The 15,052-nt window shown below is 68.3% G+C and carries 16 protein-coding genes, 1 tRNA gene and 1 pseudogene; 1 reads left to right on the plus strand and 17 read right to left on the minus strand.

Annotated elements, in window-relative coordinates; translation table 11 throughout:
• Window positions 1-4: 4 nt before the first annotated feature.
• The 17 genes from AC067J_RS28875 to AC067J_RS28955 all read right to left on the minus strand — a co-directional run bounded on the left by AC067J_RS28875 (window position 5) and on the right by AC067J_RS28955 (window position 14,855).
• On the minus strand, window positions 5-2,956 hold the full coding sequence (locus AC067J_RS28875) for a phage tail tape measure protein (protein WP_478304045.1): 2,952 nt from the start codon (window positions 2,954-2,956) through the stop codon (window positions 5-7).
• Window positions 2,957-3,039: 83 nt separating this feature from the next.
• Window positions 3,040-3,459 carry a hypothetical protein gene (locus tag AC067J_RS28880; protein WP_478304047.1) on the minus strand — a complete coding sequence of 140 codons (420 nt, stop codon included), beginning with the start codon at window positions 3,457-3,459 and terminating at the stop codon, window positions 3,040-3,042.
• Window positions 3,456-3,755 (minus strand): hypothetical protein, encoded by a 300-nt coding sequence (locus AC067J_RS28885; RefSeq protein ID WP_478304049.1) that lies wholly within the window; start codon window positions 3,753-3,755, stop codon window positions 3,456-3,458. Before AC067J_RS28885 ends, AC067J_RS28880 begins: the two co-directional genes overlap by 4 nt.
• 89 nt (window positions 3,756-3,844) lie before the next feature.
• Window positions 3,845-4,465, minus strand: a complete 621-nt coding sequence (locus AC067J_RS28890; protein WP_478304051.1) for a phage tail tube protein — start codon at window positions 4,463-4,465, stop codon at window positions 3,845-3,847.
• Window positions 4,443-4,844, minus strand: a complete 402-nt coding sequence (locus AC067J_RS28895) for a hypothetical protein (protein WP_478304053.1) — start codon at window positions 4,842-4,844, stop codon at window positions 4,443-4,445. The genes AC067J_RS28890 and AC067J_RS28895 overlap by 23 nt, the downstream gene beginning before the upstream one ends.
• A 3-nt stretch (window positions 4,845-4,847) precedes the next feature.
• Window positions 4,848-5,141: a hypothetical protein gene (locus tag AC067J_RS28900; protein WP_478304055.1), complete on the minus strand. Its 294-nt coding sequence runs from the start codon at window positions 5,139-5,141 to the stop codon at window positions 4,848-4,850.
• A 3-nt stretch (window positions 5,142-5,144) separates the two neighbouring features.
• Window positions 5,145-5,525: a hypothetical protein gene (locus AC067J_RS28905; RefSeq protein ID WP_478304125.1), complete on the minus strand. Its 381-nt coding sequence runs from the start codon at window positions 5,523-5,525 to the stop codon at window positions 5,145-5,147.
• Window positions 5,486-5,893, minus strand: coding sequence for a Gp19/Gp15/Gp42 family protein (locus AC067J_RS28910; RefSeq protein WP_478304056.1), 408 nt, complete (start codon window positions 5,891-5,893; stop codon window positions 5,486-5,488). Before AC067J_RS28910 ends, AC067J_RS28905 begins: the two co-directional genes overlap by 40 nt.
• Window positions 5,894-5,907: 14 nt before the next feature.
• The gene (locus AC067J_RS28915) at window positions 5,908-6,921 is read right to left on the minus strand and encodes a major capsid protein (protein ID WP_478304058.1); all 1,014 of its coding nucleotides are present in this window, start codon (window positions 6,919-6,921) and stop codon (window positions 5,908-5,910) included.
• Window positions 6,922-6,949: 28 nt separating this feature from the next.
• Window positions 6,950-7,474, minus strand: a complete 525-nt coding sequence (locus tag AC067J_RS28920) for a hypothetical protein (RefSeq protein WP_478304060.1) — start codon at window positions 7,472-7,474, stop codon at window positions 6,950-6,952.
• Window positions 7,471-8,157 carry a VG15 protein gene (locus AC067J_RS28925; RefSeq protein ID WP_478304062.1) on the minus strand — a complete coding sequence of 229 codons (687 nt, stop codon included), beginning with the start codon at window positions 8,155-8,157 and terminating at the stop codon, window positions 7,471-7,473. Before AC067J_RS28925 ends, AC067J_RS28920 begins: the two co-directional genes overlap by 4 nt.
• The gene (locus AC067J_RS28930; RefSeq protein ID WP_478304064.1) at window positions 8,144-9,547 is read right to left on the minus strand and encodes a phage portal protein; all 1,404 of its coding nucleotides are present in this window, start codon (window positions 9,545-9,547) and stop codon (window positions 8,144-8,146) included. Before AC067J_RS28930 ends, AC067J_RS28925 begins: the two co-directional genes overlap by 14 nt.
• An 8-nt stretch (window positions 9,548-9,555) precedes the next feature.
• On the minus strand, window positions 9,556-11,187 hold the full coding sequence (locus tag AC067J_RS28935; protein WP_478304066.1) for a terminase: 1,632 nt from the start codon (window positions 11,185-11,187) through the stop codon (window positions 9,556-9,558).
• A gap of 4 nt (window positions 11,188-11,191) precedes the next feature.
• Complete coding sequence (locus AC067J_RS28940; protein ID WP_478304068.1) at window positions 11,192-11,632, minus strand: phage terminase small subunit; 441 nt, start codon at window positions 11,630-11,632, stop codon at window positions 11,192-11,194.
• 308 nt (window positions 11,633-11,940) lie between these two features.
• A complete protein-coding gene (locus AC067J_RS28945; RefSeq protein ID WP_400649688.1) occupies window positions 11,941-12,204 on the minus strand; it encodes a hypothetical protein in 264 nt (87 codons plus the stop codon).
• 316 nt (window positions 12,205-12,520) lie between these two features.
• A tRNA-Leu gene (locus tag AC067J_RS28950) sits at window positions 12,521-12,598 on the minus strand.
• Window positions 12,599-13,166: 568 nt separating this feature from the next.
• Complete coding sequence (locus tag AC067J_RS28955; RefSeq protein WP_478304071.1) at window positions 13,167-14,855, minus strand: recombinase family protein; 1,689 nt, start codon at window positions 14,853-14,855, stop codon at window positions 13,167-13,169.
• Between the two features lie 59 nt (window positions 14,856-14,914).
• Between AC067J_RS28955 and AC067J_RS28960 the strand changes: the two are divergent.
• Window positions 14,915-15,028 (plus strand): annotated as a pseudogene (locus tag AC067J_RS28960) (glutathione peroxidase); the annotation flags it as partial.
• Between the last annotated feature and the right edge of the window lie 24 nt (window positions 15,029-15,052).

Here is a 15,052-nt window from a genome sequence, read left to right on the forward strand (position 1 = left end):
GTCGTCACCTCCCACTCGTACGAAGCTGCCAAGCGATCTCGCTAGCGATGTCGTTTGCGTTCGCGTCGGTCCGCGCGTTGACCGTGATGGACGGCCGCAGCCTCTCGGCGCGAGCATCGCCCAATCCCTCACGTGAGGGATTGCCCCACAAGCCGTCAAAGGACTTGGCGCCGAAGGTCTGTGCACCGCCGAGGATTGCCGTCCGGACCGCGCGGCCCGCCTCCTCGATCGGAGACGCGAAGGCAGCGAACGGCGCCGGAGCCGCGAACGCCATAGGCGCCGCCATCGGGGCCGCGCCCGCCATGGCCGGAGCCGGTGGATTCGGCATGGGTGCAGACTTGAACGGGTTGAGCTTGGACACCACCGAGCCGACAGCGCTGGTGAGCGACCCGGCCATGTCCTTGATCCCGTTGATCAAGCCCTGCACCAGGGACTTGCCCTTGTCGTACAGCAGATGTCCCAGGTCGCCTATGCCGGACAGGATCTTGCCCGGCAGTTCGGTCACGGTGGACACGGCCTTGGACACCATGTCGCGTACGGCCTGGACCAGCTTCTCAGGGCTCTGCGCGGCGGTGTGGATGGCGTTCGTGAAGCCGCTCATGCACGAACGGACCACGCCGAGCACGGTGTTGAACGCGCTGGTCACCGCCGACCAGGCTGCCGAGACGGCCGACGAGACAGCCGACATCGACGAACTCACGGCCGACCGCGCCGCGTTGAACGCTGACGTCACCGGCGGCACCAGCGCGCCGACCACGGCGTTCCAAGCTGCCTGGATCGCCGACCAGGTGGACGAGATGACGCTCTGACAGAACGCCATCACGGCGGAGACCACCGCACGGACCGCGCTGAACGCGACCTCGACCACCGGCGACAGGACCGCGACGGCAGCCGACCAGACAGCCTGGATCAGCGCCCAACCGGCCGAGATCGTCCCTCGGACGGCCGCCATCGTGGTCTCGACCACCCACCGGACCACGGCGAACCCGGCCTCGGCCACGGCCGACACGACCGCGACGCCAGCGGACCAGACAGCCTGGATCACCGACCAAGCAACCGAGATGACGGCCTGAATGACCGTCATCACTACCGAGATGTACGCCTGTATGAGGCCCCAGTACACCTGGATGGCCATCCAGATGGCCTGGACCACTGTCATGACCTTGGGGCCGATGGCGTCCCAGACGCCCAGGACGATGCCCTTGATGATCGCCCAGACCACCACCGTGGTGTCCCTGATGAACGACCAGGCAGCGTCTACGAAATCACGGAACCAACCCACCTTGTTGTAGGCCAGAACCAGCCCGGCGACCAGGGCGGCGACCCCGAGGACGATCCACACGAACGGGTTCATGGCCATCACGGCGTTGAACGCTGCCTGAGCGATCGTCCAGACGCGCGTCACAGCGGCCACCAGGCGGGCCCTGGTGAGGTATGACGCCATACTCGATGCTGCCGAGGCTATGGCACTGCCGGTCGCGCTGAGCGCCCGGCCGGTGGCGGAGGCCGCCGTGGACAGGCCGGAGCCGAGCGCAGTTGTCGCCGTGCGGGCGGCCGTCGCCAGGTTGGATCCCAGCCACGTGGCGGCCGAGGCGGCACCGGAGCCGATGGCCGACATGGTCGTTCGGACCCGCCCGCCGAGCGTACCCATGGGGCCCGAGAAGGAGGAGGCCGCAGCGCCCGCACTGGAGAACCCCGAGGCGAACATGCCGAGTTGGCGAGTGCCCGCCATGGCGACCGAGCCGACCCGGGCGCCGGCTGTCACGAAGACGCCGAGGCCCTGGGCCACCTTGCCGAGGCCGAGGCCGACAGGCCCCAGCGCGGCCCCCACAAGGGCGATCTGAGTGCCCATCCGGAGCATCGAACTGTCCGTAGAGGACAGCTTGCCGACGAACTCCCCGACGACGTTTACGACCTTGGTGAAGTCGGCCAGCAGGCCCGAGTCACCAATGGCGATCGCCAGGCCCTCGACAGCGGAACTGAAGTTCGCCATGCCATTGGTCGCGGTGTCGGACATGATGGCGGCGAACTCGTCGGTCGAGCCCGCGGATTTCTCCAGATCACCCGTCAACTTCCGCATGGCGTCGCCGCCCTGGCTCTGGAGAATGCCCATGGCGCGGCCACCTTCGACACCAAAGAGGGTAATGAACTCCTCGTTGGTCAGACCGGCCTTGCCGACGTCGTCAATGATCTGAGCGAGCGGCTTCATCTTGCCGCCCGCGTCGGCGAACGTCAGACCGGTTCGCTTCATGACCTTCTGAGCGTCGCCGGTCGGCTTCATCATCTGGACCAGGGCGGCGGCGAGGGCCGTGCCACCCATGGACCCCTGAACACCAGCGTTGCCGAGCAGCGTGAAGGCGGCAGTAGCCTCCTCGATGCTCATCGACGCCATTTTTGCTGTAGTGGCGCCGTACTTGAACGACTCGCCGAGCATGTCGACGTCCACGTTTCCGGCGTTGGCTGCGGCCACCAGGATGTCTGTCGCGCGGGCGGCCTCGGTGGCCTGCAACCCGTACCCGGTCATGATGTTGCTGACGATGTCGGCCGTGCGCCCCAGCTCCAGACCGGACGCCGCAGCGCCGTTCAGGATGGCCGGGACGGCCTGCATGATCTCGGTCGTCTTGAAACCGGCCTGCGCCAGGAAGCCCATTGCGTCCGCCGCGTCGGTCGCGGAGAACTTCGTGGTGGCGCCCAGTTCCTTGGCCTGGTCACGGAGTTGGGTGAACTCCTCCCCGGTGGCGCCGCTCAGCGCCTTGACCCGGGTCATGCCGTACTCAAAGTCGGCCGACGTCTTGATGACGGCCGTGCCGGCTGCCAGCAGAGGAACCGTCAAGTTCTTGCTGAGCGTGGTTCCCACGCTGGTGAGCGACGACCCCGCCCGGGACAGCCCGGAGGATAGCGACTGTGCCATGGTCGCGGAGGCCGCTTCACCGGCCCGCCGCGCCTGTTCGGTCACGTCACTGAGGAGTCGGTCCCCACGGGCCGTCAGCTCGATGTATGCGGACCCTGCGCGTATGCCCGCAGACATGTCTCACCGCCCTACGTCAGGCGCGGAGTTGGCCGCGCGCCCATCTTCTCGGCGAGGGCCTTGAAGCCCTTGCCCTTCCGCTCCTCGGCGGGCATCTCGACGCCGGGCCGCTTGATCGGCTCCGGCGGAGGTACCGGGTTGCGCTTGACCCCGTTGGCGACCAGCAGGCCGCCGAGCAGGTAGTTCGTTCCCCGAAGGTGATCCACGACAGACGCCATCAGGTGACGGTCCGTCGTCCACTCGGACTCCTCCGCACCGACCACCGCGCGGGCGTAACAGCCCTCGCGCGGAAGTCGGTTGACCAGGGCGCCGAGCCGACGCCACGTCAGTCCGGTCGTCCCCACATCGGCCACGTCCAGGCCGTAGTACCGGCGGAAGTCCGCGTCAAGGTCGTCCCCGTGCTGGTCGATCAGCCCAGCAAGGGCGATCATTCCCCCAGGGTGACGCCCTGGTCCTCGGCGTACTGGCGGATGATCAGCATGAGGTCAGTCGACCGGCCGCCCGCCTCGATGAACGGGGCATACCGGTCGGCCAGGAGTGCCCGACCGGCGCCCGGCAGATCCTCGGCCCGAAGCGCCTCGTGCACGGCGTCCGACCAGAACGCCGGAGCGGGCACCTCGTACACCTCGCCGTCCAGGTGCTCGAACTCGATCACGGAAGTCTCGTTGGCGGTCGCCTTGGCGCGGATGGCCTCCAGGCGGAAACGGGCCTTGTTCGGCTTGCTCATGTGACGCTCTCTCAATCTCTCGCGAAGTCAGAAAGGGGACCGGGCAATCCCTCACGTGAGGGATTGCCCGGAGGGCGACGCCTAGCGCGTCACGGGTTGGTCGGCGGGGTGCCGCCGAACGCGAGCGCCGCAATGTCGGCGTCGTGGATCTCCCACGTGCCGAGCGGGGTGTTCGCGTCCACGCCGAGGGCCTTGACGGTCATGCCCCACGAAATGGCCTCGCTGTTGGTGAACTTGGGGCTCTCGACCTCGCTCACCTGCGACTTGTCCATATGGAGCACCCACAGGGACTCACCGTCGTGCAGCACGAACAGCGCGGCGAACGGCTTGCGCTTCTCGGCGGCCTTGATCTCGAACCGGACCGACTTGCCGTCAGTGCTCTTGATGCTGCCGGGAGCCAGGCCGTAGAACGACTCAAGGACGGCGGGTCGGGACTCCAGGGCGGAGAACTTGAGGGTGAGGTCACGGCCGGTCACCAGCGTGCGAACTACGCCCGCCTGCCAGGACTTGATGTCCTCGGTGTCCTCGGAGAACTCGTGCTCCACGCCGTCTTCACTGAACAGGCCGAGCGTGGTCCAGTTCTCAAGCGCCTGAGTGTCGGCGAGCTGAACGCCGGTCAGCGCGGGCATGGGGGTCCGGGGCGGTGCCACGTACAGCGTGCCGGTCGTGGCTACCCGGAGGGTGTCCTTAGTCAGGTCGGGGGTCGGCACTGCCGGTCTCCTCGCGTATGGGGCGGAGGCTGACGCCATAGGTCGCCGTCCACCGGTGAAGGGATGTGTCCGCCTCGTCCCGGGCGTGGTGAGCCCCCATCACGACGTAGACCCGGGTAACCCCGAGGTTCTGCGGCGGGAGGCTCATCAACACGCCCTCGGCGGTTCTGAGTGCGTCGTGCGCGGTGGCACGATCGGGGCCGAGCGCCCGGAGGCCCAGGAGGGCCGTCTCAAGGGCGGGCCACTTCATGTACCCGCCGACGCGCTCAACGGCGACGAACGGGCGGGCGATCTTCTCGGGGAAGTCCACCCCGCAGTCCAGTCCGGCCGCGCGAAGGTGGGCGAGGACGAACGCCTCGGCGTCGGGGAACTTGACCACGGGTCAGCTCCCGTCGCCGAATGCCGACACGGCCCGACGGAGCGGGTGTTGGGCAACGTCCTTGTAGGTGCCCAGCTCAACAAAGGTCGAGTGCCGGGCAGTTGCCACGACCCAGACCGCGCGCCGGCCGACCCGGACGCTCACGGAGCCCGCGAGGGCGCCGGACCGACGGGGCATCAGGGATCGTGCTGCGGCTGCGGCATGCTCGCCGCGCTGGCGCAACATCTCCTTGACGTCGGCCGATTCGCTGAGCTGCCGGATAGCGTCGGGGGAGATTTCCACCATGAGGTCAGGCATGGGTCACCCCTCCGTTCTGGCAAGGCGGGCGGTGTTCGCCCAGCGCTTGCCGTACATGCCGGTTCGGGGCAGTGATGGCCCCTTGACGTCGAACTCCACCCCGTTGACCCGGACCCGCTCACGGCCCGTCAGGGCCACGTCCGGGGTCAGCACAAGCTGAAACCCGGCGCTCTGTGCGTCGCGCCCGGACTCCTCGACCTCACGGCCCGAGGGGTGGATCAGGCGGCAGGCAATCGGAGTTGGGTCCGGACGCCAGGAGGGGACCGGCTTGCCGTATCGGTCAAGCTCGGCCCCCTCGGTCCGGCGGAGAATCACGCCGGAGTCGGACAGCAGGTGTCGGCCTATCAGGTCGCCTCGCCCCCCTCGTCCGTAGGCACCACCCATGCCACGTCCTCGGGCCTCGGCCCGGCGTAGATGCTGGTGCTGGCGTACAGGGCGGCGCCGAGCGCCTGGCGGAGGAACTTGACCTCCTCGGGCGTCAGCGACATTCCTGCCTGCGCCTCGCGCGTCCGGCGGTAGGAGTAGTCACCCACCGATTCGGACGCGATCCCCGCGGGGTTGTCGAGCGACCGGAGGACCAGCCGACACACCATCATCTTGACGATGTGCGGGGCCGGTTCGGGGATCGGCCGTCCGGCCGCCAGCCGGACTACCGCCTCGGCGTCCTCCAGGAGGGCCGAGGCCCGGTCGATCTCGTCCCCCGTCAGTCCACCGGGGCGGCGGGCCGACAGGTCGTCAATCGTGGCGAGCAACGGCCCTCCTCGGGTCACCCACCGGCCTTGGTGGTCTCCTTGGTCACGGTGGCCTTGACCGACCGGCACATGACGGCCTTGCCCTTGAGCGCCTCCAGCGTCTCGGCGCCGGTCAGCTTGGCGTACTCGGCCGCCGGAATGTCCGTCACCATGCCCAGGCCCGCGTAGGTGTTGACGATCGAGCGCTCACGCCGGGCGTTCGCGTCGTAGTCCTTCTGGACAGTCAGCGCAACGCCACCGTAGGACTTGGACGAGCCCACCGGGCCGCCGGACGGGATCGCCGGGGCACGCGAGATCAGAATGAACGCGGACGGGTGGAACGCGATCATCTCGGACTCGCCGAGGTGCTGCACGGTGACGATGCGGAAGCCGTACAGGGCGCCCAGGAGGGCGCTCCGCAGGGCCTCGCCGGTGCCGGACTCGTCAAGCTTGGTCAGGTGGTCGTCACCCAGGAGCGCGGCCTCAACGGCCGTGCCGATGGCCAGGATTCGGCCGGCGGCCGGGACGCCCTCGGAGTTGAGAGCCTTCCGGAGCTGGACGATTGCGGCGCGGATCGCAGCGCCGTCGCTGGTGACGGCGCCGTCAGCGTCCGTGGTCAGCTTGGCGGTCTTGACGGCCGGGGACTGCGCGGACACGTACTTGGCGAGAGCCAGTTCGATGTGATCGGCCACGGCCACGGTCTGAGGGTCGATCACCTGCGCGCCGTAGCTCGCAACGTCGAGATCGAGCTCAGCCGGAGTCAGACCCACAGCATGGTAGACCTCACGGTCTAGCGTGACGTCGATCGAGTACTCGTTCAGCTTGTCGAGCTGAATCGACGCATCGGCACGGTGCGCCTTGAGCGACAGCTCACGCGCCTTGAGCTTGGACGGGCGCTTGAAGTTGACGCGGTCACCCTCGGCGCCGGTGTAGTTCGCGCCGCCGTCACGGGTCACCAGACCGGTAAGGACGATCTCCTCGTTCAGCAGGCCGAGCGCCTGCGATGCCCACGCCTCGGGCTTGAGAGTGCCGGTCTTCGACTGCTCCATAGTGCTCCCCTATCGGGTAGTTGGTGTGTCAGTACTTGCGGAGCCTGCGGATTGCGGCCGCGAGCTTCCGGGGGTCGACGGCCGCGCCGTCGTCCGGCACGCCACCGCCGCCACCACCGGCCACCGGGGCCGGGCGGGTCCGGAGCTTCGGGCGAGCACCGAGCAGCGCCGCGAGCGCCGTGGCGTCCGCGCGCATCTCGTCCTCGGTCGCGCCCTGAATGCGCGTCATCGCATCGGCGGGCAGACCCGTCTCATCGGCGAGGGTTCGCAGTAGGGCCGAGCGCTCCAGCTCGGCCGCCTTGCGCTCCGCAGCGGCAGCACGGTCGGTTGCGCGCTGTAGGTCCGTCTTGGCCGCCTCCTCGGCGTCGGCATGGGCCTTGAGAATCGGCTCGGCCTCGGCCAGGCGGGCAGTCAGCTCGGCCACCTGCGCGGCGAGCTGATCAGAGTTCGGCAATCCCTCACGTGAGGGATTGCCCGGAGTCTCCTCGGGGGCCTCCTCGGTCGGCGCGCTCTCCACGCGCTCACCCTCGGGAGTCTCGGGGGTGTCAGTCACTCGCTCTCCTTGAAGTAGAGTTCCGGGCGCTCATAGGCCCGGCGGAAGTCGTGGCGGCCCACATCGCCGTAGAGGTCGGCCCACTCGCGCGCCTGGCTCGCCGATCGGGTGCCCGGGAACGCGGGCTCGGTCGAGCACTTGCAATGGCCGTGGAACCAATTGCCCGCCCGGCGTTCGGTCTTGTACTTGATCCCGCGACTCGCCTGCATGGCGCACCATGAGCACGGGCGACCCCGGGTCTTGACCTGGTAGCCCTGGCACCGCCTGTCGTTCCAGACGGCGTCAAGGACAGTACCCCGGCCGCCCCACAGGGCCTCTTTGACGGCCTGTCCGGCCGCCATGGTGATGCCCGTCTCCGGGGTCGTGGCCAGGGCGAACGCCTGTAGGGTCGGGGTCGCGCCGGGCGACGACCACCGGAGAGCATCCGGGACCACTAGCGAGGCGTCGATGCCCTCAGCCATCGTGAACCGACCGTAGTACCGGGCGCCGAGGTCGGCGGACTTGTCGAACGCCTTGCCCGTCAACTCATCGACGATGTCCCCGAATTCGACCAGGGCGCGAGGGTCTTCAAGGTCGAGCTTGAAGCCCTCGCGGACCACGGCCTGAGCGAGGGCGGCGCCAATGCGGGCCTGTCCCTCGTACTGAGCGCTGGTCAGAACCGCTCCGGCGTCAGTGATCGCCATCCGGCACCCCCGCACTCACCAGCCGTCCGGCGGAAGGGCCGGGGCCTTGGAACATCAGGTCGGCCACCGTGTCCAGCGCCGCCTGTTCGTCGCGCATCCGGCCCCAGCGTCCGACGTCGGCCGCCGTGGCGCCGGGCCACATCTCCCAAGCCGCCTGCTGCGGAAGACCCAGCATCGTGACCCCCTTGCCCAGCGCATCCACGGTCTGAGCCAGCGAACGGGCCTCGGTGTCGCGCCAGAGGATCACGGCGTCCGTGGCCTCGGCTGACGCCTTGTCACCGACCAGGCCGGCGGCCAGGCGGAAGACCTTCCCCCACGCCTCTCCAAAGAGGGCCTGACGCTCCGCCACACGGGCCCGCAGCCCGTTCTCACTGGCGGCCAGCGCCTCGGCGGAGATGTTGGTCATGCCCCCCAGCAGCATCGCCGGGGGCACCTGGGAAACCGCGCTGAGATGCTGGATGTGCATCTCGACGGACTTGAGATAGCCCGTCAGATCGGTGGCGCCGAACTCGCCGAACTTCACCGACTCGTCGGCCGCCACCCACAGTTCGCCGGGGTGGGACTTGAACGGGTTGATCGGGTTGCCGTCGATGTCCTCGGGGAGCGTCATCCCGGCCGCCCACTTCTGACGGTGGGCGGCGGCGGTCTGCGCGACCGCAAGTGACACCTTCGTGTCGTTCAGCGCGTCCTGAGTGGATATCAGCGGCCATACCTCGCCCTGTTCGACCGCAGAGGCGAACGGCGAGTCAGCCCACTGATTCCGGAAGGGCACCACCGGGACAACGCCCAAGTTGTGGGTGACGGTGCTGAGTTCGGCTACCTCGGGCTCCGACTCCTCGCCGTCGTCACCGGCCTCGGCCACCCATACGTCCTTGATGGCCGTCTCGTCGTAGAGCCGCCACACCTTGCCCAGGACGCCATTGCGGCTTTCCGGGCGCAGGTAGCGGCCAGCGGCGGACAGCCATTCGGCGTCGGGTTCCTCGGCCACGCCGGTCATGACCAGCGGGGAGTGCGGGCGGATGGACGGCCCGGCGTCCCCCGGCTCCACGGCGACATACGAGACGCCGTAAGTCAGGGAGGCTCGGTGAGCGAGGCTCTGACGGCTCGCCATGTCGTTTCGGGCCCAGTGCGGCCAGGCCGGAGAGGACTCCTGTCCCTCGGCGTCGCGGTAGCCCTCGACGTAGAGCCGCTGTGCCACGGTGCCAACGACCAGCGGCAGCCAGTTGGTTACCGCCCGCTGCACCAGCTCCGCGTATTCACGCTGGCTCTTCTTCGGCATGTAGCTGGGGGCGTGCTGCCCCCGCATGTAGCGGTCGACCCTGCGAAGGTCGTTCCACTCGGATTCGCGCTGTGCCATGACGGCGGACAGCACCGAACGGCTGTCAGCCATCAGCACCTCTAAAAGACGTAGACCTTGCCCGAACGGGCCTTGCGCTTCTCCATGACCCCGGCGTCAACCGCCTTGCGAGCCATGGCGCGAGAGAGCAGCAGCGCATGTGTCGCGTCGACCTTGCGCACGCTGTCCTTGTTCTCCTTCACCGGGAAGGCGCCCCAACTGTTCGGCCGGCGCTTGGCGTTCTTGAGATGCCGGATCAGCGCGGCCTCGGGGCCAATGGTCAACTTCCGCTCGGCAAAGGCCGATGCGGTCGATTCCGCGGTGTAGGTCAGATCCTTCATCTGCGCCGCCATGTCCCAAGCGGTCATGTGCTTACCGGCCCTGACATGCAGTGAGGTCCGGTGCCGCTGTGCCCAGATGTCGAGCCAGCCATCCCAGAGGAACCGGTCCCCCGCGAAGGCGCAGACGTCGAACCGCTCGAAGGCGGCGGCCACGGCGGCGTCCACCTCGGCGGCCGGTACTTCCCAGTCCTTGGCCTCGGGCCCGTCCGGGCACTCCCACAGGTTGAGAAGCTGAGAGTGCATCGTGCGAACGTCGGTGGCCACAAGGGCTGTTGCGTCGCGTTTGCGGCTCCCGTCGAACCCGAGGGTGACCAGGGCGCCCGGGGGTATCTCGTCGGGCCGTACGGCGGCGTCCACGTCCACGTGGGACAACCAGCCGTCCGACGCGCTCACGATCTGGTTCAAGTAGAACCGGCGCATCTGCCCGGCGTCCGAGCCCGGGTCGTAGATCTCATCCACGATGCGGTCCAGGCCCTCCCAGTTGGGAGCGCCACCCGCCCAGTGCGAGTCTCCGTAAGCCTGACGGAGCGCCAGCCTGACTGACTCCTCGTCGGCCAAGTCGACGTCCGGGGACGCCTCCAGGCAGTCGTAGAGCAACCCGGCATGTCCGCCAGCCTTTTGGGCCTCTAGGAATGCTTCGTGCGTCCGCTCCGCAACGGAGCCGTAGCCCGGCGAGAACGCGTTGGTGGACTCCACCGAACGCCCGCCGACCTTGCCCAGGTTGCGTGAGATCACTTCCCAGAGGCGGTGGCCGCCCGTGGATTCCTGCCAATGATGGGTTTCGTCCATCACGCAGAACGATGGACGCCCGCCCTCCAAGGAGGAGCTGGACGCCGTAACCGGCTCGATTCGGCCGGGCCGCCCGTCGCGGAACTGGATGGACAGCTTGCCGATGTCCAGGGCCCTGGCCTCGGGGTGCTGACTCTCGATCAGCATGCCCCGGATCATGTCCATGGTGTTGGCCGTCTGCGCGTACGTCGTGGCAGCGAGCTGCACGTGCGGCGCCTTGACGGCCTTGCCTATCGGCAGCCCGAAGGCGTCCCAACCGGCGAAGCGCACGGGACCGATGAACTCGGCCACGGCCAGGGCGGCGAGCAACGGTGTCTTGCCGTGGCCCTTGGCCCGGCGGAGGCACGCGCGGCGGTAGGTGAAACGTCCTCGGTCGTCAATGGCGTAGAGCCAGACTATGAACAGGAGTTGTTCACGACTGAACCGGAACGGCTCCCCCGCGCGTTCGCCGTCCGGCTGAACCGCGACCTCTTGCAGGAAGCGGATCACGCCATAGCCGAGCGAGCGGTTCGGGGGTGGGACGCCCTCCGGGATGTTGCCCGTCTGAGGGTTCCAATCCGACACGGCGTCAGCCCCCGCTCAGGAGGCGGTACAGCTCGGCGTCCATGTCGGCACCTCGGGGCGCCTCGGTCGTCACCTCGGAGCGAGGGCCCGCAGAGGCCCCTACGCGGCCTTTCAGGCGGTCGACGTGGGTGAAGCTCAACCGGCCCTCGTAACGCTCCATACGGGCGTCCAGCTTGACCCAGAGGGCCGGGTCCGGCTTGGCTCGCTCCCGCATGTCGTGACAGACCAGGGCGGCCTTGGCCACCTCCCAGTCCGTAGACGCGTAGGTGTGCGCAGCAGGGCCCGCACAGAGCGAAGCCCACCAGGCTCGGGAGGCTGGCCGAAGGCGCGTCAGTTGATCGCCCGTCAGCTCGGGCGCCGGCTGTCCGACTGCCGGAGGGGCTTCGAAGGTGTCCGCGTTGCGTCGCCGGGCGTTCTCGCTCGGCACGGGGCCAGTGATGGCCACGGGGGCACCTCCGATCTCAGGGGAACCGCAATGCGCGCTTCGCGCGGGGCGGCGAGTTGATCAAGGGCCGACCTCGCGCCCGGCTGTGCGCCCGCGCGTAGAGGCCGGATCGGCCCTGGTCAGCGGGTTGGCCGGTCGGCTCGAACCCGTACAGATGTTTTTTCGCTTTGACATGGTGCTGCGGGAAGGAAGCGGAGGGGGGTCACCCCCCACCCCTTCGGATTGGCAGCCATGGTCAGAGAGAGGACGCGAGAGGGCCCCAGCGAGCGGCCGGTTCGGGCCAGCGCGCGCCGGGCCAAGGTGGCGGCTCAGCGCTCGCTCAAGCGGCGCGCGAGGCGCTGCGCGTAGGCGCTTGGCTCGGCTTCGCGTTGCTTCACAGCGAAGGTGCGAGCATTCACGCTCTGAGCGTGCGTCAGCTTGGCATGGTGGTAGTGGCACAGCGTGCGCAGATTGGCTAGCGCATGGTCGTCGCGGTCGCCCGCGTGGTCGACCTCAAGGCGCTTGCGCTCGGCGCATCGCTGTTCGGTGTCCTCGCGCAGCCAGGTGCACTGGAACTCGTCACGTCGCAGCACAGCGAGGCGGATGCGCTTCCAGCCCGGAGGTAGGGGCGAGGCGCGCCATTCGGTAGAGCCCCCCACGTGACACCCCCTCAGAATGGGGGCCACCCCCGAAAGGCCACCCCCATGTGACGCCCCCTCAGAGCAGGGGCCCCCGATGAGGGCACCCCCCTTTCGAAGGCGCCCCCTCGCATGAGGCCCCCATGCGGGACCCCGGCCAATCCCTCACGTGAGGGATTGCAATAGGTGCGCCGCCGAGGAATCGAACCTCGCTAGCCCCGATCACGGGCCAGGGCTTTACAGGCCCCGCTGTGTCCCAGCACTCAACGCTTGGTCCCCCGGGTCGGATTCGAACCGACATCAAACGGCACCTGAAGCCGTCGCCTCTGGCCAGTTGGGCTACCAGGGGGAGTCAATCCGGCATCGGGCTTGCGGGGCCCTAGCCGGTCCGCGCGGCCGGTCTTCCACCGACTCTTCCCGCCGTTTCGGTGTCGTGCCCCGCCGGGCGCGCCTACTCGGGCCGGAGTGCGCACTACACCGCACACGGAAGCATGAGAGCCCGTCAGGGTCTCAACCGGGGAGAGAGGACCGGGAGTCGACCTGACGGGCGAGGGCGCCGGACATGCCGTGAGCTACGCGCATGCGCGCGAACCGCCCTCAGACTGATTAAAGAGCGGTGGTTAACACCACGTCAGCGCGCTGGCGCCGCAGGCGAGTTGACCACTCTCCGTACACGGCAGAAAAACTGCCGTCCGCCTAAACCCCTATACGCATGTAGGGAGTTAGGTGGAACGGCAACTTTTCTACCGTGCCCCTGACCTGCGCTTTTACCAGGGCTCCGCCTGGGGCGCCGACCGAGGGCGATCTCATCACTTCGTACGGTGTTCGCATACGAACACTGAGTGCAAACGAAAGGGCGCGCCCGGCGGACCTTGATCCACCGAACGCACCCCTCGATCAAGCTATGTGACGCTCCGTCAGGCAGCAGCCGGCACGGCAGCGGACGCCTCGGCGGGGTCCTTCTCTCCGTGCCACAGGATCGTCACGCGGCTGTCGCCGTCGAACGCCTCGGGCGTACCCCGGCGGGTGTTCTCCTTCGGCGCCTTGGTCACGTAGACCTTGCGGATCATGAGCTGTACCAGGGCCCGCTTTCCGTTCTTGTCTGCGGCGTCCCAAGCCTTCTGGGCGGCCTTGGGCTCATGCGCGAAGGGCGGAAGCTTCAACGAGTCGCCAGCGGTCGCCTTTAGGGCCTCCTGGGCCACCCTGCGGGCCTCCTCGGCGTCCTCGACCAGGCCGGGCCAGAGAGTAGCCATGTATCCCGTCCTGTAGGTCGTTTTGCGGTCGGCTGCGAGCTGCGCCAAGTCGGCCTCGGCACGCTGTACGACCGCCAGGGCCTCCGCCGATGCCTCGGCCGTCTCGGGGTCCTGCAACACCTGCCAGCGAAGCGCCAGCTCATGCAACAGCGGATCGTCCATCTCCAGGCCGCCGACACGGGCAACCCACAGTCCGCCCACGTATTCGTCCAGGCGGACCACGTTGACGCTCGCACGGGCCGGGCAGACCTCCTTGCGGTCCGGGTGGCACCTGTAGCTTGTCCCCCCGCACTGCATGCGCCCCTTGCACCCGGGGCACCACAGAGAGCCCGTCATGACGTTCGTGGCCTTGCCCTTGTTCGCGATGTTGGCAGCCAGCATGGCCACCGGGGCCCGTCCGGCGCGCGCTGCTCGGGCGTTCTCGAATTGGGCGTCGGTCACGGTCGGCTTGCCGAGCAGGCGCACGGGCTTGCCGGTCCGAGGGTGCAGATACTTGGCGTGGCGCTGCCCGGGGATGTCGTTGCCGTCTTCGTCCTTGCCTCGGAGTACCTGCCACCCCGCAAGAGCGGGGTTGTTGAGCATGTCGGATATGGCCGTCGTGGACCACCGATCCCTGCCCCGGGCCGTGGGGATCCCCTTCTCGAACAGCAGCTCTTGAATGCGTGAGGTGCTGTGCCCCTTGCCGTTCCAGTCGAACACCCAGTTTGCGACGTCTGAGCGGGTCTCTGAGCGCTCCGGGTCATCCGGGACGGCCGGAAGCTCGCAGGGGATGAGTCCGCCCGTCTCAGGGTCCTTGGCGGTCCCGTACGGCACGTTTCCGTTGATCCAGTGACCGAGCTGGCGGTATTCCTCGCGCGCGTCGTGCAGGCGCTCCCCCAGGTTCACGGAGTACTCGCGCGCCTCCTCGGCCCGGTTGATGATCTCGCGCCGGTGGCCGGGCACGGAGGAGTCAAGGCGGTCCATGTGGAACACGACGCGCTTGCGCCCCGTGACGATGCCCATGACGTCCTCGGCGCCCTTACGCGTGAAGCGGTCCAGCTTGTACAGCCACAGGCACGGCACCTCGCCGTCCATGATCGCTGCCATGGCGAAGTTGAAGCCGTGCCGCACCTTGTCCTTGAACGCCGACAGGATGTCCCGCCAGACGTTGCGGACCCGCATGCCGTTCTCATGTGCCCACTCGTGACCCTGGTCCCGCTGTACGTCGGTGGACACCTCTCGGCGCCGCCCGGACACCTGGGCCGACTTCCGGCAGTAGAGATCTACCTCAGGCGATCCGGGGGGCGGGCAGTCGGCACACGGCCCCGACTTGGGGTCCAGCGCAACCTTGATCAAAGCATCCATAACGGACATTCTCTCGCATCGTCGCAGGTCACATGTCCCCGGGTGGGGTGATGTGACGTTGCCGGTGCTTCGAGAAGTTCCTGGTCTCGCCGGACGGCACCGTGGCCGCCCGGATCCGGCCGCGCACCGAGCCGGAGTCGGACGAGGTCGTCGCCGCGATCGAGGCCGTGCTCCCGGCCTGACGCCGACCACCGAAGGGCCCGGGG

The organism is Kitasatospora sp. NPDC042419 (genome assembly GCF_056437345.1).

Coding starts and splice junctions, on each gene's coding strand:
- AC067J_RS28930 (WP_478304064.1), bottom strand. CDS start 9,547: ATGGCTGACAGCCGTTCGGTGCTGTCCGCCGTCATGGCACAGCGCGAA.
- AC067J_RS28915 (WP_478304058.1), bottom strand. CDS start 6,921: ATGGAGCAGTCGAAGACCGGCACTCTCAAGCCCGAGGCGTGGGCATCG.
- AC067J_RS28900 (WP_478304055.1), bottom strand. CDS start 5,141: ATGCCTGACCTCATGGTGGAAATCTCCCCCGACGCTATCCGGCAGCTC.
- AC067J_RS28905 (WP_478304125.1), bottom strand. CDS start 5,525: ATGGGTGGTGCCTACGGACGAGGGGGGCGAGGCGACCTGATAGGCCGA.
- AC067J_RS28885 (WP_478304049.1), bottom strand. CDS start 3,755: ATGAGCAAGCCGAACAAGGCCCGTTTCCGCCTGGAGGCCATCCGCGCC.
- AC067J_RS28925 (WP_478304062.1), bottom strand. CDS start 8,157: ATGGCGATCACTGACGCCGGAGCGGTTCTGACCAGCGCTCAGTACGAG.
- AC067J_RS28880 (WP_478304047.1), bottom strand. CDS start 3,459: ATGATCGCCCTTGCTGGGCTGATCGACCAGCACGGGGACGACCTTGAC.
- AC067J_RS28955 (WP_478304071.1), bottom strand. CDS start 14,855: ATGTCCGTTATGGATGCTTTGATCAAGGTTGCGCTGGACCCCAAGTCG.